At 73.2% G+C, this 15,656-nt stretch carries 13 protein-coding genes; 9 read left to right on the top strand and 4 right to left on the bottom strand.

The genetic code is table 11. The features are described from left to right. Positions 1-47 precede the first annotated feature (47 nt). Together DS079_RS12760 and DS079_RS12755 are read right to left on the bottom strand one after the other, a co-directional pair. The gene (locus DS079_RS12760; protein WP_126988260.1) at positions 48-359 is read right to left on the bottom strand and encodes an acyl-CoA carboxylase epsilon subunit; all 312 of its coding nucleotides are present in this window, start codon (positions 357-359) and stop codon (positions 48-50) included. Continuing rightward, positions 356-1,945, bottom strand: a complete 1,590-nt coding sequence (locus DS079_RS12755; RefSeq protein ID WP_126988259.1) for an acyl-CoA carboxylase subunit beta — start codon at positions 1,943-1,945, stop codon at positions 356-358. The genes DS079_RS12760 and DS079_RS12755 overlap by 4 nt, the downstream gene beginning before the upstream one ends. 210 nt (positions 1,946-2,155) lie before the next feature. On the opposite strand from DS079_RS12755, the gene DS079_RS12750 reads away from it, so the two are divergent. The 6 genes from DS079_RS12750 to purE all read left to right on the top strand — a co-directional run bounded on the left by DS079_RS12750 (position 2,156) and on the right by purE (position 8,277). Further along, on the top strand, positions 2,156-3,031 hold the full coding sequence (locus tag DS079_RS12750) for a biotin--[acetyl-CoA-carboxylase] ligase (protein ID WP_241237648.1): 876 nt from the start codon (positions 2,156-2,158) through the stop codon (positions 3,029-3,031). A 97-nt stretch (positions 3,032-3,128) separates the two neighbouring features. Then, positions 3,129-4,340 carry an adenylate/guanylate cyclase domain-containing protein gene (locus tag DS079_RS12745; RefSeq protein ID WP_241237647.1) on the top strand — a complete coding sequence of 404 codons (1,212 nt, stop codon included), beginning with the start codon at positions 3,129-3,131 and terminating at the stop codon, positions 4,338-4,340. Between the two features lie 13 nt (positions 4,341-4,353). Continuing rightward, positions 4,354-5,058 carry a response regulator transcription factor gene (locus DS079_RS12740; RefSeq protein WP_010549836.1) on the top strand — a complete coding sequence of 235 codons (705 nt, stop codon included), beginning with the start codon at positions 4,354-4,356 and terminating at the stop codon, positions 5,056-5,058. Between the two features lie 3 nt (positions 5,059-5,061). Further along, positions 5,062-6,510 carry an ATP-binding protein gene (locus DS079_RS12735; RefSeq protein ID WP_126988257.1) on the top strand — a complete coding sequence of 483 codons (1,449 nt, stop codon included), beginning with the start codon at positions 5,062-5,064 and terminating at the stop codon, positions 6,508-6,510. A 19-nt stretch (positions 6,511-6,529) separates the two neighbouring features. Continuing rightward, a complete protein-coding gene (locus tag DS079_RS12730) occupies positions 6,530-7,759 on the top strand; it encodes a 5-(carboxyamino)imidazole ribonucleotide synthase (RefSeq protein ID WP_126988256.1) in 1,230 nt (409 codons plus the stop codon). Further along, entirely contained in the window at positions 7,756-8,277 is a 522-nt protein-coding gene (gene purE, locus DS079_RS12725; RefSeq protein WP_126988255.1) for a 5-(carboxyamino)imidazole ribonucleotide mutase, read from the top strand. Before DS079_RS12730 ends, purE begins: the two co-directional genes overlap by 4 nt. Before the next feature lie 109 nt (positions 8,278-8,386). Here purE and DS079_RS12720 read toward each other — a convergent pair whose 3' ends face one another. Both DS079_RS12720 and DS079_RS12715 read right to left on the bottom strand, forming a co-directional pair. After that, positions 8,387-9,250, bottom strand: coding sequence for an ABC transporter ATP-binding protein (locus tag DS079_RS12720; RefSeq protein WP_010549832.1), 864 nt, complete (start codon positions 9,248-9,250; stop codon positions 8,387-8,389). Next, the gene (locus tag DS079_RS12715; RefSeq protein WP_241237646.1) at positions 9,243-10,169 is read right to left on the bottom strand and encodes an ABC transporter permease; all 927 of its coding nucleotides are present in this window, start codon (positions 10,167-10,169) and stop codon (positions 9,243-9,245) included. The genes DS079_RS12720 and DS079_RS12715 overlap by 8 nt, the downstream gene beginning before the upstream one ends. A 70-nt stretch (positions 10,170-10,239) precedes the next feature. On the opposite strand from DS079_RS12715, the gene DS079_RS12710 reads away from it, so the two are divergent. Genes DS079_RS12710 through DS079_RS12700 form a run of 3 tightly spaced genes read left to right on the top strand, consistent with a single transcriptional unit; the run spans position 10,240 to position 15,622 of the window. Next, positions 10,240-11,034, top strand: coding sequence for a glycosyltransferase family 2 protein (locus DS079_RS12710; protein WP_241237645.1), 795 nt, complete (start codon positions 10,240-10,242; stop codon positions 11,032-11,034). Positions 11,035-11,063: 29 nt separating this feature from the next. Beyond that, positions 11,064-14,603 carry a glycosyltransferase family 4 protein gene (locus tag DS079_RS12705; RefSeq protein WP_126988254.1) on the top strand — a complete coding sequence of 1,180 codons (3,540 nt, stop codon included), beginning with the start codon at positions 11,064-11,066 and terminating at the stop codon, positions 14,601-14,603. A 5-nt stretch (positions 14,604-14,608) separates the two neighbouring features. After that, positions 14,609-15,622, top strand: a complete 1,014-nt coding sequence (locus tag DS079_RS12700; RefSeq protein ID WP_126988253.1) for a hypothetical protein — start codon at positions 14,609-14,611, stop codon at positions 15,620-15,622. The last annotated feature ends 34 nt before the right edge of the window (positions 15,623-15,656 follow it).

The raw sequence follows: 15,656 nt of genomic DNA, 5'->3' as shown, positions 1-15,656 counted from the left end.
CGGGGCCGACAGGGCGGCGCTCCGGGCCGACCGGCGGGGTCGCCGGGTCAGCGGTCGGTGAAGGTCCAGCAGGTGCTGGAGGGGCGCAGCCGCTCGGTGTGGCCGCCGACATGGGTGTGCACCGGGGAGCTCCAGGCGCTCGCCCCGCCGATGCCGTCGGCCAGGGAGCGCTCCTCGGCCTCGAGCCGGCTGGTGACGCTCATCGCGGAGACGACCACGGCGATCGCGGCGAGCTCGTCGGGCGCGAGCCGGCCCGCGACCAGGCGCACGTCGGACGGGGCGACGGCGGCGCCGCCGGACGCCCCGGCGCCCTGCGCGGCCCCGGCCGCGTCTGCGGCGGTCCTCGTCCCGGCGGTCACAGCGGGATGTTCCCGTGCTTCTTGGTGGGCAGCGAGTCGCGCTTGGTGCGCAGCGCGCGCAGCGCCCGGGTGATCTCGACGCGGGTCTCGGCCGGGCGGATGACCCCGTCGATCCAGCCGCGCTCGGCCGCGGTGTACGGGGTCGCGAACTGCTCCTCGTACTCGGCCTCGTAGCGCCGACGCTCGGCGGCGACGTCCCCGCCCTCCTCGGCGACTCGCTTCAGGTCGCCGCGGTGGAGGATGTTGACCGCGCCCTGGGAGCCCATCACCGCGATCTGCGCGGTGGGCCAGGCGAGGTTGATGTCCGCGCCGAGCTCCTTGGAGCCCATCACGATGTAGGCGCCGCCGTAGGCCTTGCGGGTGATCACGGTGATCAGCGGCACCGTCGCCTCGGCGTAGGCGTACAGCAGCTTGGCGCCGCGACGGATGATGCCGCCGTACTCCTGGTCGGTGCCGGGCAGGAAGCCGGGCACGTCCACGAAGGTCAGCACCGGGATGTTGTTCGCGTCGCACAGGCGCACGAAGCGGGCCGCCTTCTCGGAGGCGTCGATGTCAAGGGTGCCGGCCAGGTGCGAGGGCTGGTTGGCGATGATGCCGACGCTGTGCCCCTCGACGCGGCCGAAGCCCACCACCACGTTGCGCGCGAACAGCGGCTGCACCTCGAGGAACTCCTCGTCGTCGAGCACCGTGCGCAGCACCGTGAGCATGTCGTAGGGCTGGTTGGGGGAGTCCGGCACCAGGGAGTCGAGCGCGGCGTCCGCCGCGTTCGGGCTCTCCTCGACCTGCACCGGGAAGGCCGGGGCGGTGGTGAGGGTGTTGGCCGGCAGGTAGCTGAGCAGGTCCTTGACGTACTCGATCGCCTCGGCCTCGTCCGGCGCCATGTAATGGGCCACGCCCGAGCGGCTGGAGTGGGTGCGCGCCCCGCCGAGCTCCTCGAAGCCGACGTCCTCGCCGGTGACCGTGCGGATCACATCGGGGCCGGTGATGAACATGTGGGAGGTCTTCTCGACCATCACGATGATGTCGGTCAGCGCGGGGGAGTACACGGCGCCGCCCGCGGCCGGGCCCATGATCAGGGAGATCTGCGGGATGACGCCCGAGGCGCGGGTGTTGCGCTTGAAGATCCCGGCGAACATCGCCAGCGACGCGACGCCCTCCTGGATGCGGGCGCCGCCGCCGTCGAGGATCCCGATGATCGGCACGCCCGTGCGCAGGGCGAGGTCCTGGACCTTCTGGATCTTGCGGCCGTGGGCCTCGCCGAGCGAGCCGCCGAAGACGGTGAAGTCCTGCGAGTACACGCACACCTGGCGGCCGTCGATGGTGCCGTAGCCGGTGACGATGCCGTCGCCGTCGGGGCGCTTGGCGTCGATGCCGAAGCTGCTGGCCTGATGGCGCACGAAGCGGTCGGTCTCCACGAACGAGCCGTCGTCCAGGAGGTCCGCGATCCGCTCGCGGGCGGTCTTCTTGCCCCGCGCATGCTGCTTCTGGACGGCGAGGTCGTCCGCGGCGGAGACCGCCGCGGCATCCCGCTCGCGCAGGTCCTCGAGTCGCTGTGCGGTGGTGAGCGGCCGCGGGGCGTCGGTCACGGGACCTCCTGCGACGGCCCTGCGGCCGCCTGAAGCTGTGGGGGATTCGAACACCGGGATACTACGCTACGCAGGTCCGACGGCGGCCGACCCCGGCCGGGGCGCCGCGCCCGGCGCGGAGCAACCGTCCACGCCGCTCCCAGGAACGATGCAGTGGGCGGCGCGACGATGGAGCGATCCGTCACGCAGGTCTCGCAGGAGGAGGAGCGCATGGACGTCCCGGCACTGCCCGACACCTCCGCGGAGGGGACGGGCACCGCGTCGCCGCGGATCCACCGCCTCGGCGCGGTCCGCTCGACCCAGGACGAGGCCTCCGCGCTCCTGCGCGCCGGGGATGCGCCGCCCTTCGCCGTCACCGCGACGCGGCAGACCTCCGGGCGGGGCCGCCTCGGCCGCGCCTTCGCGAGCCCGGACGGCGCGAGCCTCGCCCTCACCTGGGCCCATCGCACCTCCCTCGGCCCCGCCGATCGTGGCTGGTTCCCGCTCGCCGCAGGGCTCGCCGCCGTGGCCGCCCTCGAGCAGGTGGTGCCCGCCGCCGCCGGCGAGCAGCGGATCGGCCTGAAATGGCCCAACGACCTCCACACGGCCGACGGCCGCAAGCTCGGCGGGATCCTCGTCGAGGCGCGCGGCGCCGAGGACCTGCTGCTCGGCATCGGCCTGAACCTCCGCGGCCCGGTCCTCGACGGCGACGGCGAGCCGGTGCCGGGCGCCGCCTGGCTGCGCGGGGAGGCCGGCCTCCGCCCCGACGTCGGCCCGGCGGAGGACCGGGGACTGCGGGTGGCGCTCGAGGAGGCGCTCGTCGCCGCGCTCGGCGAGGAGCTCGCCGCGCTCGAGTCCGCCCAGGGGGACGGCGACGCGGCGGGCACCCGGGACCGCTACACTATGACCTGCCTCACATTGGGGCGGACGGTGAGGGTCGACCCGCTGGGGGAGGCCGCAGCGGGAGCGGACGCCCCGCCCACCCTGCGCGGCGCCGTCCTGGACGTCGACGAGCACGGGCGACTCGTGCTCGACCGCGCGGACGGGGAGGGGCGGATCGCCGTCGACGTCGGCGACGTGCGGCACCTGCGGCCCGCGGCGCCCTGACCCCGCGGCCGGGGCACGACCCCACCACACCGACCACGAGCACACGAGCAGGAGCAGGCATGGAGAAGCCGGGCAATCGGAAGCGAGGGACCGCGCTGTGACCGACGGGATGGACGAGCGAGGGGAGCGCGAGGCGCTCGAGGGTGCGGACGACGCCCGCGAGACCCGCCTCCCCACCGGGACCGTCGACGTGGCGTCGACGCAGACCCAGGAGCTCCCGGACCTCTCCGCGGAGGACGCGGAGCTCACCGCCCTCGACGAGCAGGAGATCCTCGACCTCAACCGCCGCTTCTCCTCCGTGCGCCGCAGCGTCGGAGCGCTCGAGAAGGTGCTCCTGCAGGGGCCGCGCAAGTACTCGCGCCGGGACCTCGCCGAGCAGCACGGGATCGCCGAGCGCCTCACCTCCGTGTACTGGCGCTCCCTCGGCTTCACCCCCGTGGACGAGGACACCGTGGTGTTCACCGACGAGGACGCCCAGGCGATCGGCGACCTCGCCGCGATCGTCGAGGACGGGGTGCTCTCCGAGCGCGCCTTTGCGAGCATCTCCCGCGGCATGGGCTTCCACATGGGACGCCTCGCGATGTGGATCACCGAGGCGCTGGTCGACGAGGCCAAGCACGCCGACGGCCTCGACGACGCCCGGGCCCGCCAGCAGATGCTCGACGAGATCCCCGAGCTGCTGGAGACCTTCGAGTCCCAGGTCATGTTCACCTTCCGGCGCCAGCTCGCCGCCTACGCCGCCCGCGCCGGCAGCGAGGTGCTCCACCGCGACACCGACGAGCTGTTCCCCCTGCACCGGGCCGTCGGCTTCGCGGACCTCGTCCAGTTCACGCGCCTGGCCCAGGACATGCCCGGCACGCAGCTCGCCGCCATGGTCGGCCGCTTCGAGTCGCTCAGCCGCGACATCATCTCCGTCGGCGGCGGGCGCGTGGTCAAGACCGTCGGCGACGAGATCATGTTCCTGGCCGACACGCCGGAGGACGGCGCCCAGATCGCGGTCAGCCTCTCCGAGATCATCGGCGCCGATCCCGACCTCCCGCCCGTGCGGGTCGGCCTCTCCTGGGGCTCGATGTTCTCCCGCTACGGGGACGTGTTCGGACCCACCGTGAACCTCGCCGCCCGGATGGAGTCCGTCGCCCGGCCGGGGGCGGTGCTCGTGGACGCCGACACCGCCTCCGCGATCACGCAGGCGCTGCCCGGCGGCTTCGCCCTCGGGGAGGGCGAGGAGGTCGACCTCCACGGCATCGGCACGGTCCGGGTGCAGGAGATGAGCCGCGACGGCTCCGCACCCCTGGACCTCGGGCTCTGAGGCGGGACGTACTATGGCTGACGTGACACGACTGCTTCTCGTCGAGGACGACTCGGCCATCGCTGAACCGCTCTCCCGGGCCCTGGACCGGGAGGGATACACCGTCACGCGCGCCTCCCGAGGGATGGACGCGCTCGGGATCGCCGCCGGACCGGACCCGATCGACCTGGTCATCCTGGACCTGGGCCTGCCCGATCTCGACGGCCTCGAGGTCGCCCGGCGCCTGCGCAAGGGCGGGCTCGAGTCGCCGATCCTGATCCTCACCGCCCGCGCCGACGAGGTCGACGCGGTGGTGGGCCTGGACGCGGGAGCCGACGACTACGTCACCAAGCCCTTCCGCCTCGGCGAGCTGCAGGCGCGGATCCGCGCCCTCATGCGGCGCTCGCAGGCGACCGAGGAGTCCGGCGACAACTACGACGTCAACGGCGTCACCCTCGACGTCTCCGCCCGTCGCGCCTACGCCGACGGGGAGGAGCTCAGCCTCTCCGCGAAGGAGTACGACCTGCTCACCGTGCTCGTGCGCGAGTCCGGCAGCGTCGTCACCCGCGACGACCTCATGCGCGAGGTTTGGGGTGCGGAGTGGTGGGGCTCCACCAAGACCCTCGACATGCACATCTCGTGGCTGCGCCGCAAGCTGGGTGACGACGCCACGGACCCCCGGCGGATCACCACGGTGAGGGGAGTCGGCTTCCGCTTCGAGACCGGCACGGAGAGCTGACCCGTGCGGCAGCGCGTGCTGCAGGCCACCATCATCACGGTGGTCCTCGTCGTGCTGATGCTCGGCATCCCGCTGGGCATCTCGTGGCTGCAGCTGGCGAACCAGAACATCGCCAACCAGGCGAACCTGATCCTGGACCGGGTGCGCATCGACACCGAGACCCGCCTCCAGGAGGACGGGACCATCGACGAGGCGCTCCTGCAGCGACGGGTCGACGAGCAGACCGATCTCAACATCGCCGTCACCGTGGTGTACGAGGGGGAGACCACCACGGCCGGTGATCCTCCCGGCGACGACCCGGTCAAGCGGAGCACCACCGGTGCCTCGGGGCAGCTGATCACCGTGTTCATCCCGCAGTCCGACGTGCGGGCCCACACCGCGAGCGCCTGGGTGCTGATCACCGTCGCGGGCCTGTCGGCCCTCTCGATCGGCGTCTCGGTCGCGCTGTGGCAGGCGCAGCGGATCTCCCTGCCGCTGGCCCGTCTGGCCCGGCGCGCCGAGGAGATGGGCTCCGGCCGCGCCCGCGGCCCCTGGCAGCCCTCCGGCATCGCGGAGATCGACGAGGTCGCGATCGAGCTCGCCCGCTCCGGCGCGATGCTCAACGAGCGCCTCGAGGCCGAGTCCCGCCTCGCCTCCGACGCCTCCCACCAGCTGCGCACCCCGCTGACCGCGCTCTCGATGCGGCTGGACGAGATCCTCGCGACCAGCACCGAGGAGTGGGTGCGCGACGAGGCCCGGATCTCGCTCGAGCAGATCGACCGCCTCACCGAGGTGGTCCACGACCTCATCAACGCTCCCCGCTCCTCCCAGCGACGCACCCCCGGCGTGGTCGAGCTCGGCACCGTGCTCACCCAGCAGAGCGAGGAATGGTCCCCGGCCTACCGCCGCGCCGGCCGCGAGCTGCACATCCAGGTGCCGCGCAGCGCCGCCGTGTGGGGCTCGACCGGGCCGCTCACCCAGGTCATCGCCACCCTCATCGAGAACGCGCTCACCCACGGCGGCGGGCGCACCTCCCTGAAGGTGCGGCGCAACGACCACTCCACCGTCGTGGAGGTCACCGACGAGGGTGGCGGCATCGACCCCGAGCTCGGCGCACGGATCTTCGAGCGCTCGGTCTCCGGCCGCTCCTCGGGCGGCACCGGGGTCGGGCTCGCGCTCGCCCGCACCCTCGTCGAGGACGACGGCGGCCGCCTCGAGCTGCTCACCGAGAACCCCGCCACCTTCGGCGTCTTCCTGATCTCCGCTCCCGGCGAGGAGCCGGGGGACGATCACGGGGCGCAGTCCGGCGGAGAGTCGGGCCGCCGTGAGAAGGCCGGGCGACGTCCCCGCGGCCAGCGCGCGGACATGACCCCCAGCGGCGTCTCCGTCGGCCGCCATGCCGCCGGCGGCGACGATCTCGACTCCCTCCCGCAGGGGTCCGTGGTGCGGCGCCGCCCCCGGCCCCGTGGCTGACCTCAGTACACTGGCGGCCGTGTCTTCGACCCCGCCCCGCCCCGCTCAGCCCGCCGCTTTCGAGGAAGCTCCCGCCCGTCGGATCGGGGTGGTCGGAGCAGGTCAGCTGGCCCGCATGATGCTCGGCCCCGCGATCGAGCTGGGCCTCGACCTCGAGGTGCTCGCGACCGCTCCGGAGGAGAGCGCCGCCGCCGTCGCCGCGACCGTGCGGCTGGGCCGGCACGACGACGAGCAGGCGGTGCGCGGCCTCGCCGACGGCGTCGACGCGCTCACCTTCGACCACGAGCACGTGCCCACCGCGATCCTCGAGGGGATCGCGGGGGAGGGGCTCGCCGCCGTGCGCCCCGGACCCGGCGCCCTCGTCCACGCCCAGGACAAGCTCGTCATGCGCGAGCGGCTCACCGCGCTCGGGCACCCCTGCCCCCGCTGGTGGCGGATCGGGAGCCTCGCCGCGCTCGAGCAGGCGCTCGCCGAGGCCGGCGGCCGGCTCGTGGTGAAGACGCCGCGCGGCGGCTACGACGCCCACGGGGTGCGGATCGTCGAGGCCGCCGAGGAGGCCGAGGACTGGCTCGGGACCCACGGCGAGCTGCTCGCCGAGGAGCTCGTCCCCTTCACCCGCGAGCTCTCAGCCCAGGTCGCGCGCCGGCCCGGGGGAGAGGCGAGTGCCTATCCCGTGGTGCAGTCGCTCCAGAAGGACGGGGTCTGCTACGAGGTCGTCGCCCCCGCGCCCGGCCTCGACGACGCCGCCCAGCAGCGCATCCAGACCCTCGCCCTCGCGATCGCCGAGGACCTCGGCGTCACCGGGATGCTCGCCGTGGAGCTCTTCGAGACGGCCGACGGGCGAGTGCTCGTCAACGAGCTCGCCATGCGCCCCCACAACACCGGCCACTGGTCCATGGACGGCGCCGTCACCGGCCAGTTCGAGCAGCACCTCCGCGCCGTCGCCGACCTGCCGCTCGGCGCGACCGCGCCGCTCGCCCCCGTGGCCGTGATGGTCAACCTCCTCGGCGGCAGCGCCGAGGACCTCGCCCCCGGCACCGCCGCGGCCCTCGACGAGGAGCCGCAACTGAAGGTCCACCTGTACGGCAAGTCGGTGCGCCCCGGCCGGAAGATCGGCCACGTCACCCTGCTCGGGGACGACGCCGAGGACCTCCTCGCCCGCGCCCACCGCGCCGAGCGACTCATCATCGACGGCCCCGACGCGGGCGCCGCGCCCACCGCCCCCACCCCCGAGGGAGACCCCCGATGACCGCCGACGCCGCACCCCGCCCCCTGGTCGGGATCGTGATGGGCTCCGACTCCGACTACCCCGTGATGCGGGCCGCGGAGGAGGCGCTCGCCGAGTTCGGGATCGAGGTGGAGGTCGACGTGGTCTCCGCCCACCGCATGCCCGAGGACATGGTCGCCTACGGACGCGGCGCCGCCGAGCGCGGGCTGCGTGTGCTGATCGCCGGCGCCGGCGGCGCCGCCCACCTCCCCGGCATGCTCGCCTCCCTCACCCCGCTGCCCGTGATCGGCGTGCCGGTGCCGCTGAAGCACCTCGACGGCATGGACTCCCTGCTCTCCATCGTGCAGATGCCGGCCGGGGTGCCGGTCGCGACCGTGTCCATCGGCGGGGCCCGCAACGCCGGGCTGCTCGCCGCACGGATCCTCTCCGCCGGCGGCGACGAGCACGCGGCGCAGCTGCGCGAGCGGATGGTGGAGTTCCAGGAGGAGCTGCGCGGCCTGGCGATGGCCAAGGGCGAGGCGCTGCGGGCGTCGCGGTGAACTCCGCGGGCCGCTGACCGGCGGACCCACGACGAACGGCGGGCCGGGCGAGAGATAGCCCGGCCCGCCGTTCGCAGGTGATGCCCCGTGGGGGCTGTGCCCGTCGGCCCTACTTCAGCTTCGCGCCGGAGGAGGCGTCGGTGCGGCCCTCCACGTAGGCGTGGTAGAGGTCCGCGACCTCGTCGACGTCGCCGTCGGCCACCAGCACGCCCTTGTCGATCCAGAGCGCGCGCGTGCACATCGCCCGCACGGAGGCGAGCGAGTGCGACACGAAGAACACGGTGCCGGCCTGGCCGCGGATCTCCTCGATCCGGGCGGTGCTCTTCTTGCGGAACGAGGCGTCGCCGGTGGCGAGGGCCTCATCGATCATGAGGATCTCGGGGGTGCGGATCGTCGAGATCGCGAACCGCAGGCGCGAGGCCATGCCGGAGGAGTAGGACGTCATCGGCAGGTACAGGAAGTCGCCGAGCTCGGCGAAGTCCGCCACGCCCGGGATGTTCTCCTTGACCTCCTTGGTGCTCAGCCCGAGGGCGAGACCGCCGATCATGATGTTGCGCTCGCCCGTGAGCCGGGGGAGCATCGCCGCGTTCACGCCCAGCAGCTCCGGCTCGGCGGAGGTGAACACCCGGCCCGAGGACGGCGGCAGCAGCCCCGCCACGGCCCGCAGCAGGGTCGACTTGCCGGAGCCGTTGGTGCCCAGGATGCCGATGGACTCGCCGTGATGGGCCACGAAGGACACGCCGCGCACGGCGGGCACCTCGGTGATCGGGCCGGTGTCGGGGCGGCCGAGGCTGACCATCTTGTCCCACAGCGAGGCGCGCTGCTTGGTGGTCCCGCTGCGGCGGGCGCCGAACACGCGGTAGGTGATGTGCAGGTCGTCGACCACCACCGACGGCGCGCCCAGCGGCTTGTCGCGGTCCACGCGGTCCGGGAGGTTCTCGGGGTCGATCTCGAAATCGATGTCCTCAGTCACGACCGTAGGTCTCCTCTGCGCGCCAGAAGTACAGGAATCCGATGGCGAAGACGCCCACCGCCCATGCGGTGGCCTCGAGCCAGAGGCCCGCTGTCATCGGGATCAGCGGCTCGTTGCCGAACGCCGCACGGAACAGCTCCAGGTAGATCGCGACCGGCTGGTGCAGCAGGAGCGGCTTCAGCCAGAGCTCGTCGGGGACCATGGCCGAGATCAGGAACATGGCGCCGGAGGCGTAGCGACCCAGCGTCAGGATGAAGGGCATGGCGTTGGCGATGTCCGGGGCGCGCGCGCCCAGGCGCGCGAAGAACATGGCCACGCCGGCGGAGAACACCGCGAGCAGCACGGCCGCGAAGGGGAGCGTCAGCCACGACCAGGTCGGCACGACCACGCCCATGCCCGGCAGCACGCCGGTCACCAGCACGACCGCCGTCATCGCCACCAGGATCGGGGCGAACAGCACGGTCTCGGTCATCACCGTCGCGAGCGGCACGACCGCGCGCGGGAACTTGTGCGACCTGATCAGCTGCAGGTTGGTGGGCACCGAGTTCAGGCCCGACATCACCGAGGTCTGGAACAGGGAGTAGGTGAAGGTGCCGATGGTGATGAACGCCGCGCGGTTCTCGATGCCGGGCGCGCTGGAGTGGAACAGGAAGCCGAAGATGATCACGTACACGGCCGCGTCGAGCACGGGGCGCAGGATCGCCCAGGCCTGACCCAGGTACGAGCCCTGGTTGCGGGAGTACGCGCGGGACGCGGAGAGGTTCCAGATGAACGACCGCCGCTGCCAGACCTGCTTGATGTAGCGGCCCAGCGGGGGCCGGACCCCCATCTCGTCCAGTCCCGCCCGCGCGGCGAGCGCTTCTGACTCCGCGGATGTCAGGCGCGGAGCGAGCGGTACCTCCGCCTTCTGATCTGCCAAGTTCGTTCTCCTCTAGCCGGACGGGCGCGGCGGGCTGGGCCGTCCTCGGGCGTCGGTATGATCGTGCGTCGTGACTACCGCAAAGGATCCGCTTCCGCTGGTGACGGTCGTGATGCCGGTGTTCAACGGTGCGCGGACCCTGCGTCAATCGGTGACAAGCGTACTCGATCAGACCTTCCGCTCCCTCGAGCTGGTGGTGGTCGACGACGCCTCCACGGACGACACCGTGCGCATCGCCGAGGAGCTCGCGGAGGGAGATGCGCGGGTGCGGATCATCCGCCGGGAGCGCAGCGGCGGCCCGGCCGCGGCCCGAAACTCGGGCATCGCCAGCGGCACCGGGCGTTTCCTCGCCTTCTGCGATGCGGACGACCTGTGGCTCCCCGAGAAGCTGCAGCGGCAGCTCGATCTCGCCCGGACGAGCGGTGCGTCACTTCTGTACTGCGGCTACCACCGTGTGTCGGCCGACTTCGCCGGCACCGGCGCGGATTTCGAGTCCGAGGGCCGCATCGTGCACGTCCCCACGCAGCTCACCCGCGAGGGTCTGCTGCGCCGCAACGTCATCGGCAACCTCACCGCCGTGGTCGACCTCGAGCGCACGGGACCGGTGACGATGCCGGACGTCCCCGGGGCCGAGGACTACGCGCTGTGGCTGAGCATCCTGCGCGAGGGCGGCACCGCCGCCGGGATCGACGAGCCGCTGGCGCTCTACCGCGCCGCGCAGGCGGACTCGCACTCCTCCGACCGCACCCGTGCGATCCGCGCCGTGTGGCAGGTGCTGCGCCGCCAGGAGCGGCTGTCCGTCCCGAGCGCAGCGGTGCACTTGGTCACCGGGGCGCTCGCGGCGCTTCGCAAGAACCGGATCTGAGCGGGGCCCGTGGATAGACTGCGCGGACCATGATCCTGATCTGCGTCAACGAGCTGTCCGGCCCCACCGGCTACCACAAGTCCGTGGTGGAGACCGCGAACGCCCTGCATCGTGGGGGATATCCGCTCGCAGTCCTGAGCTTCCTGGGGGCGGGGGACGGCGCCGAGCTCGCCATGCCGCGCTGGCCGCTGGATCCCGGGGTCCCCGCCTATGCGCTCCAGACCCTGCCCGCCGAGGGCGGCCGGCTGCTCGCCGCGAACGTCCATCCGGTCCTCGCCGGGCGCGTCTACGCGACGCCGTACGCCTTCACCGCCGATCAGCTCGCGGCCCTGCGCCAGCTCAACGAGGAGCTCACCGCCGAGGACACCGTGATCTTCACGACCCCGGTCCAGGCCCTCGCCTTCCAACGCGCCCTCGCCGGTCAGGAGCGGCGCCCCCGCACCCTGCTGCAGGTGCACGGCGACTACCGCCACCACGACGAGCTCTGGGCGCTGGTGGACGAGGCGCGGGAGGTGATCGACCGGGTCCAGACCGTCGCCGAGGGGCTGAACGAGCAGTTCGCCTCGCGCTTCGACGCCGCGGACGTGGTGTGCATCCCCAACATCCACCATCCCGCGCAGGTGGTGCGCAAGCCCCGGACCGGCGTCGAGATCGTGCTGCCGGCCTCGTTCCAGCACCGCAAGAACCAGCTCGACGCGATCCGGGCCCTCTCCCGGCTCGAGGACGACTCGGTGCGCCTGACCCTGTGGGGCAACATCAGCCCTCTGAACCCGTACTTCATCGCGGTGAACGAGCTGATCGACTCGCTCGGGCTGCGGGACCGGGTGTCGATCCCGGGCTTCGGCACCGAGCAGGACGTCTACTCCAGCGCCGACATCGTGCTGATGACCTCGCTGTCCGAGGGGTTCGGGTACCCGCTCCTCGAGGCCGCCTACCACCGTCTGCCCACCGTCACCTACGACTACGAGTTCGGGCCGCGGGATGCGGTCGAGGACGGCAGCAGCGGATTCATCGTCCCCGTCGGCGACGTGGACGCCCTCGTCGCCCGGCTCGACGAGCTGGTCGCGGACGCACAGCTGCGCGAGCGCTTCGGCCGACGCGCCCGCGAGATCTTCGACGAGCGCTTCTCCGCCGAGGCGGTCGTGGCGAAGTACGGCGCCGTGATCGGTCCGCCCCCTGGCCGCTCCCTCGACCTCTCGGCCGTGTTCTCGACCGACGGCGAGGAGCCCGTGCCCGCGGGCGCGATCAGCCACCGCGTCACGCGCTCCGGCCTGCGCCGGACGCACCAGGTCACCGTGCGCTCCGCCACGGCCCTGCACGACGTCCAGGTGGACGACGGCGAACGCATCCTCCGCCCCGCGGTGCGCCGCGTGGGCGGGGCCACCGTGATCGAGTTCCCCGTCGGGAGCCGCGGCGTCGTCTCCTTCAGCACGATCCCCGGCGGCACCGACCGCCATTACCTCGCCGGCCCCGCGAACGGCGGGACGCTCCCCGTGCTGCCCCGGCTGCGCCGCGACGCCGACTACGGCGACGGCACGCCGCCGGTCGCCGACACGCTCCTCGCCTCGCGCGGCGGGGCCAAGCACGTCTCCTGGCGCACCACCCCGTCGGACCTGGCCGAGTTCGGGGCCCAGGGCGTCGACGCCGTGACGTGGAAGCTGCGCCAGCTCATGCCCTCCCTGCCCACGCTCCGCGGCGCGAAGCCCTCGGGCGACGAGACGCCGCCTGCCGACGGGGCGCCCGAGCGCACCGCGCAGGAGGCCGAGACGGGGTCGACGTCCGCTTCCGAGCCGTCGGCCGAGGCGCAGCCCGGGCCCGATGCCGGGGCCCCGTCGACCGAGGTGCCGCCGGCTGCCGCCGACGCACCGGCCGCCCTATCGGACCCCGACGCGCAGGCCGACCTGTCGACCCCCGACGCATCAGCGGGCGCCCCGTCGGCCCCGTCGGCCCCCGCCGGCTCGAGCGGCGGCGCCGCGGGAGCCCTCGGCGGCCTCGGCAGGGCCGTGGGGCTCCCCGTCCAGGCGATGGGCTCCGTCGGCCGGGTCGCGAGGACCTACGCCTCCACCGCCGCCTCGATGCTCGTCAAGGCGGTCGCGGTCACCGAGCCCGCGCCGACCCACCGCGAGATCCCCCGCCACCCCTGGTTCCCTGTCACCGGCGGCGTCGACTCCTTCGGCGCCCCGATCAACTCCGGCGGCGGCGTCCAGGTGACCAACGCCGGCACTGAGAAGCGGCCCACGGTCCGCATCCAGGGCGAGTACGACTGGCTCGAGCTGCGCGACGGCGCCTCCCGCCGCCGGATCACCCCGCCCTGGTCCTACGGCGAGATGTTCGAGCGGTTCTGCGCCGCCGAGCGCGAGCACGGGCTGTTCGACATCACCACGGCCGACGGCGTGCACCTGTGGGAGCTCGGACGCTCGGCGCTGGTGATCCAGCTGGCCGAGGCCGCCGGCCTGTGGGGACCCCTCGCCGCCGCGCAGGGCACCGTCCAGGACGTCTACACCGGCGGCAAGCGGCTCACCACCGCGCCGTCCGCGGACACCGTCGTCTTCGACTACGTGCGACGCGGCCAGAGCGGCTACCGCACCGCCCCCTTCGTGAACGACAGGACGCTGTTCGTCGTCCAGCCCGGCGCCGACGGCTATCCGGACGTGGACGAGACGAACATGGTCTACCCGTTCGCGGAGTTCACGCAGTGGAAGAAGGACTGGCGTCAGCGCTGGTCCCACCTCCGCGTGCCCGAGGTCGATGCGCGCCCCTTCGAGGCCGCGCTCACCCAGGCGCTCGGGATCCGCATCGACCTGGGCGATCACCTGCGCAACCGCCTCGCGAAGTTCCTCGCGGAGCGGGAGTTCTTCACGCCCGTGTTCGAGCGCGTGCAGCCGGAGGAGGTGCTGATCGCCTCCAGCCACTGGTGGGCCGGCATCGGCGCCGCCGCCGCTCGCTCGGGGGCGCGGGTCTCCGACATCCAGTACGCGCTGACCAGCCACTACGCCCCCTCGTTCTGGTTCGGGCAGAAGCCGCACTACGGCGCCACCCGCTTCTACGCCTGGTCGGACTTCTGGGCCGAGCGCACCAACGTCTACGACGAGCACGTCGTCGTCCCCCGGCAGCAGCCCGAGCTGACCGCCGCGATCGAGGCCCCCAGCACGGAGGAGAAGCGCTGGGACGTCTGCGTCATCTCGCAGCCGAGGGTGCTGCGACGGATCCTGACCTTCGTGCAGGAGCTGGTGGCGGAGCGCCCCGAGCTGCGTGTCGTGATCGCCCCGCATCCCGCGCAGCGCGAGATCATCGGACAGGAGCTCGCCGCGAGCGGGCTCGAGGAGTCGGTCGACATCGCCGAGGAGGACACGCTGACCACCATCACGCGCTCCGTCATGGCGGTCGGGACGTTCTCCACCTCGCTGTGGGAGTCCGCGGCGCTGGGCTGCCCGACCTACGTCATCGAGGTGCCCGGCTTCGAGGAGACCCTGCAGGACGTCGAGTCGGGCCTGTTCCGCCTCGCGCGCACCCCGCACGACCTCGTCCCCTACGAGGTCCCCGCCTCCCGACACGACATCTTCGGCTGAGCCCCATGGACATCCAGAACCACTACTACGGGCACAGCGCCGCCCTCGCCCTCCACGCGGGGCTCGACTCCGTCCGCCACCTCCACGGGCTCCTCCAGCACGGCTGGACCGTCCGCTCGCCCTCGCTAGTGCACTTCTCCGACTTCGCGCGCCTTCCCCGCACCGCGCGCCGTCTGGTGTGGAGCCACCGGGCGCGGGGCTGGGACCCCGCCGAGGACCCCTTCCTCACCACGCCGATCGGGGCGCCCTTCCTGTACCTCAGCGCGCTGACGGCCGACGAGACCGTCGCCGATCTCGGGGCGACCGTCGCCTTCCCCGTCCACGACACCCGCCTCGTCAAGCTCCAGCACGACGACGCGGACCTCGCCCGCGAGCTCGCCGAGCGCGACGGCCCCTCGCTCGTCTGCCTCCACCCCGAGGACCTCGACCGCCCCGAGAAGGTGCAGGTCTGGAGCGAGCACGGCCACCGCGTCGTCAGCGCGGGGGAGCGGCGCGACCCGCAGTTCCTCGGCCGGATCCTCCGCCTCGTCCGCGGGGCGCGGCGCGTCGTGTCCAACCAGCTCTCCACCGCAGTGGTCTACGCCGCCGCCGAGGGCACGCCCACCGCGATCTACGGCGGCGACCTCGCCATCGGCTCCCTCGGCACCGAGGTCTCCCGTCGCACGCGCGAGCTGTGGCCCGAGTTCCACGACGACACCGCCGAGGACGCGACCCGGCGCGCCGTCGCCCTGGCGGAGCTCGGCCACGAGCACCTGCTGTCCCCGGCGGCGCTGCGGGCGGCGCTCGGCTGGGACCGCAGCACCGCCGGTCCGTTCCTCAGCTACTGGGGCGGTGCCCCGCTGCGGAAGGCGGGCGCCGTGCTCGGCCTCGTGGAGCGGACCGAGGGCGCGCAGGACGCCGGCTCCGGCCAGTCCCCGCTGGTGTTCCTGCGCCACCCGCTCAGCCACCTGCCCGGCCGGCTCCCGCGCCTCCCCGCGCGCGACGCCCTCCTGCCGGAGCCGCTCGTCCCCGCACGGTGACCCCGTGGAGCACTCTCTCCTGACCCCGTGACCT

Origin of the sequence: Brachybacterium paraconglomeratum, from assembly GCF_003994255.1 — a bacterium.
Classification (GTDB): Bacteria; Actinomycetota; Actinomycetes; order Actinomycetales; family Dermabacteraceae; genus Brachybacterium; species Brachybacterium conglomeratum.
Note: the sequence above shows the minus strand (reverse complement) of the source record. Positions and strands in the feature narration are given on the sequence as shown.

What these genes read in the sequence shown, in the direction of transcription:
- DS079_RS12750 (WP_241237648.1), top strand. Translation starts at nt 2,156, where the DNA reads ATGGACGTCCCGGCACTGCCCGACACCTCCGCGGAGGGGACGGGCACC.
- purE (WP_126988255.1), top strand. Translation starts at nt 7,756, where the DNA reads ATGACCGCCGACGCCGCACCCCGCCCCCTGGTCGGGATCGTGATGGGC.
- DS079_RS12705 (WP_126988254.1), top strand. Translation starts at nt 11,064, where the DNA reads ATGATCCTGATCTGCGTCAACGAGCTGTCCGGCCCCACCGGCTACCAC.
- DS079_RS12700 (WP_126988253.1), top strand. Translation starts at nt 14,609, where the DNA reads ATGGACATCCAGAACCACTACTACGGGCACAGCGCCGCCCTCGCCCTC.
- DS079_RS12740 (WP_010549836.1), top strand. Translation starts at nt 4,354, where the DNA reads ATGGCTGACGTGACACGACTGCTTCTCGTCGAGGACGACTCGGCCATC.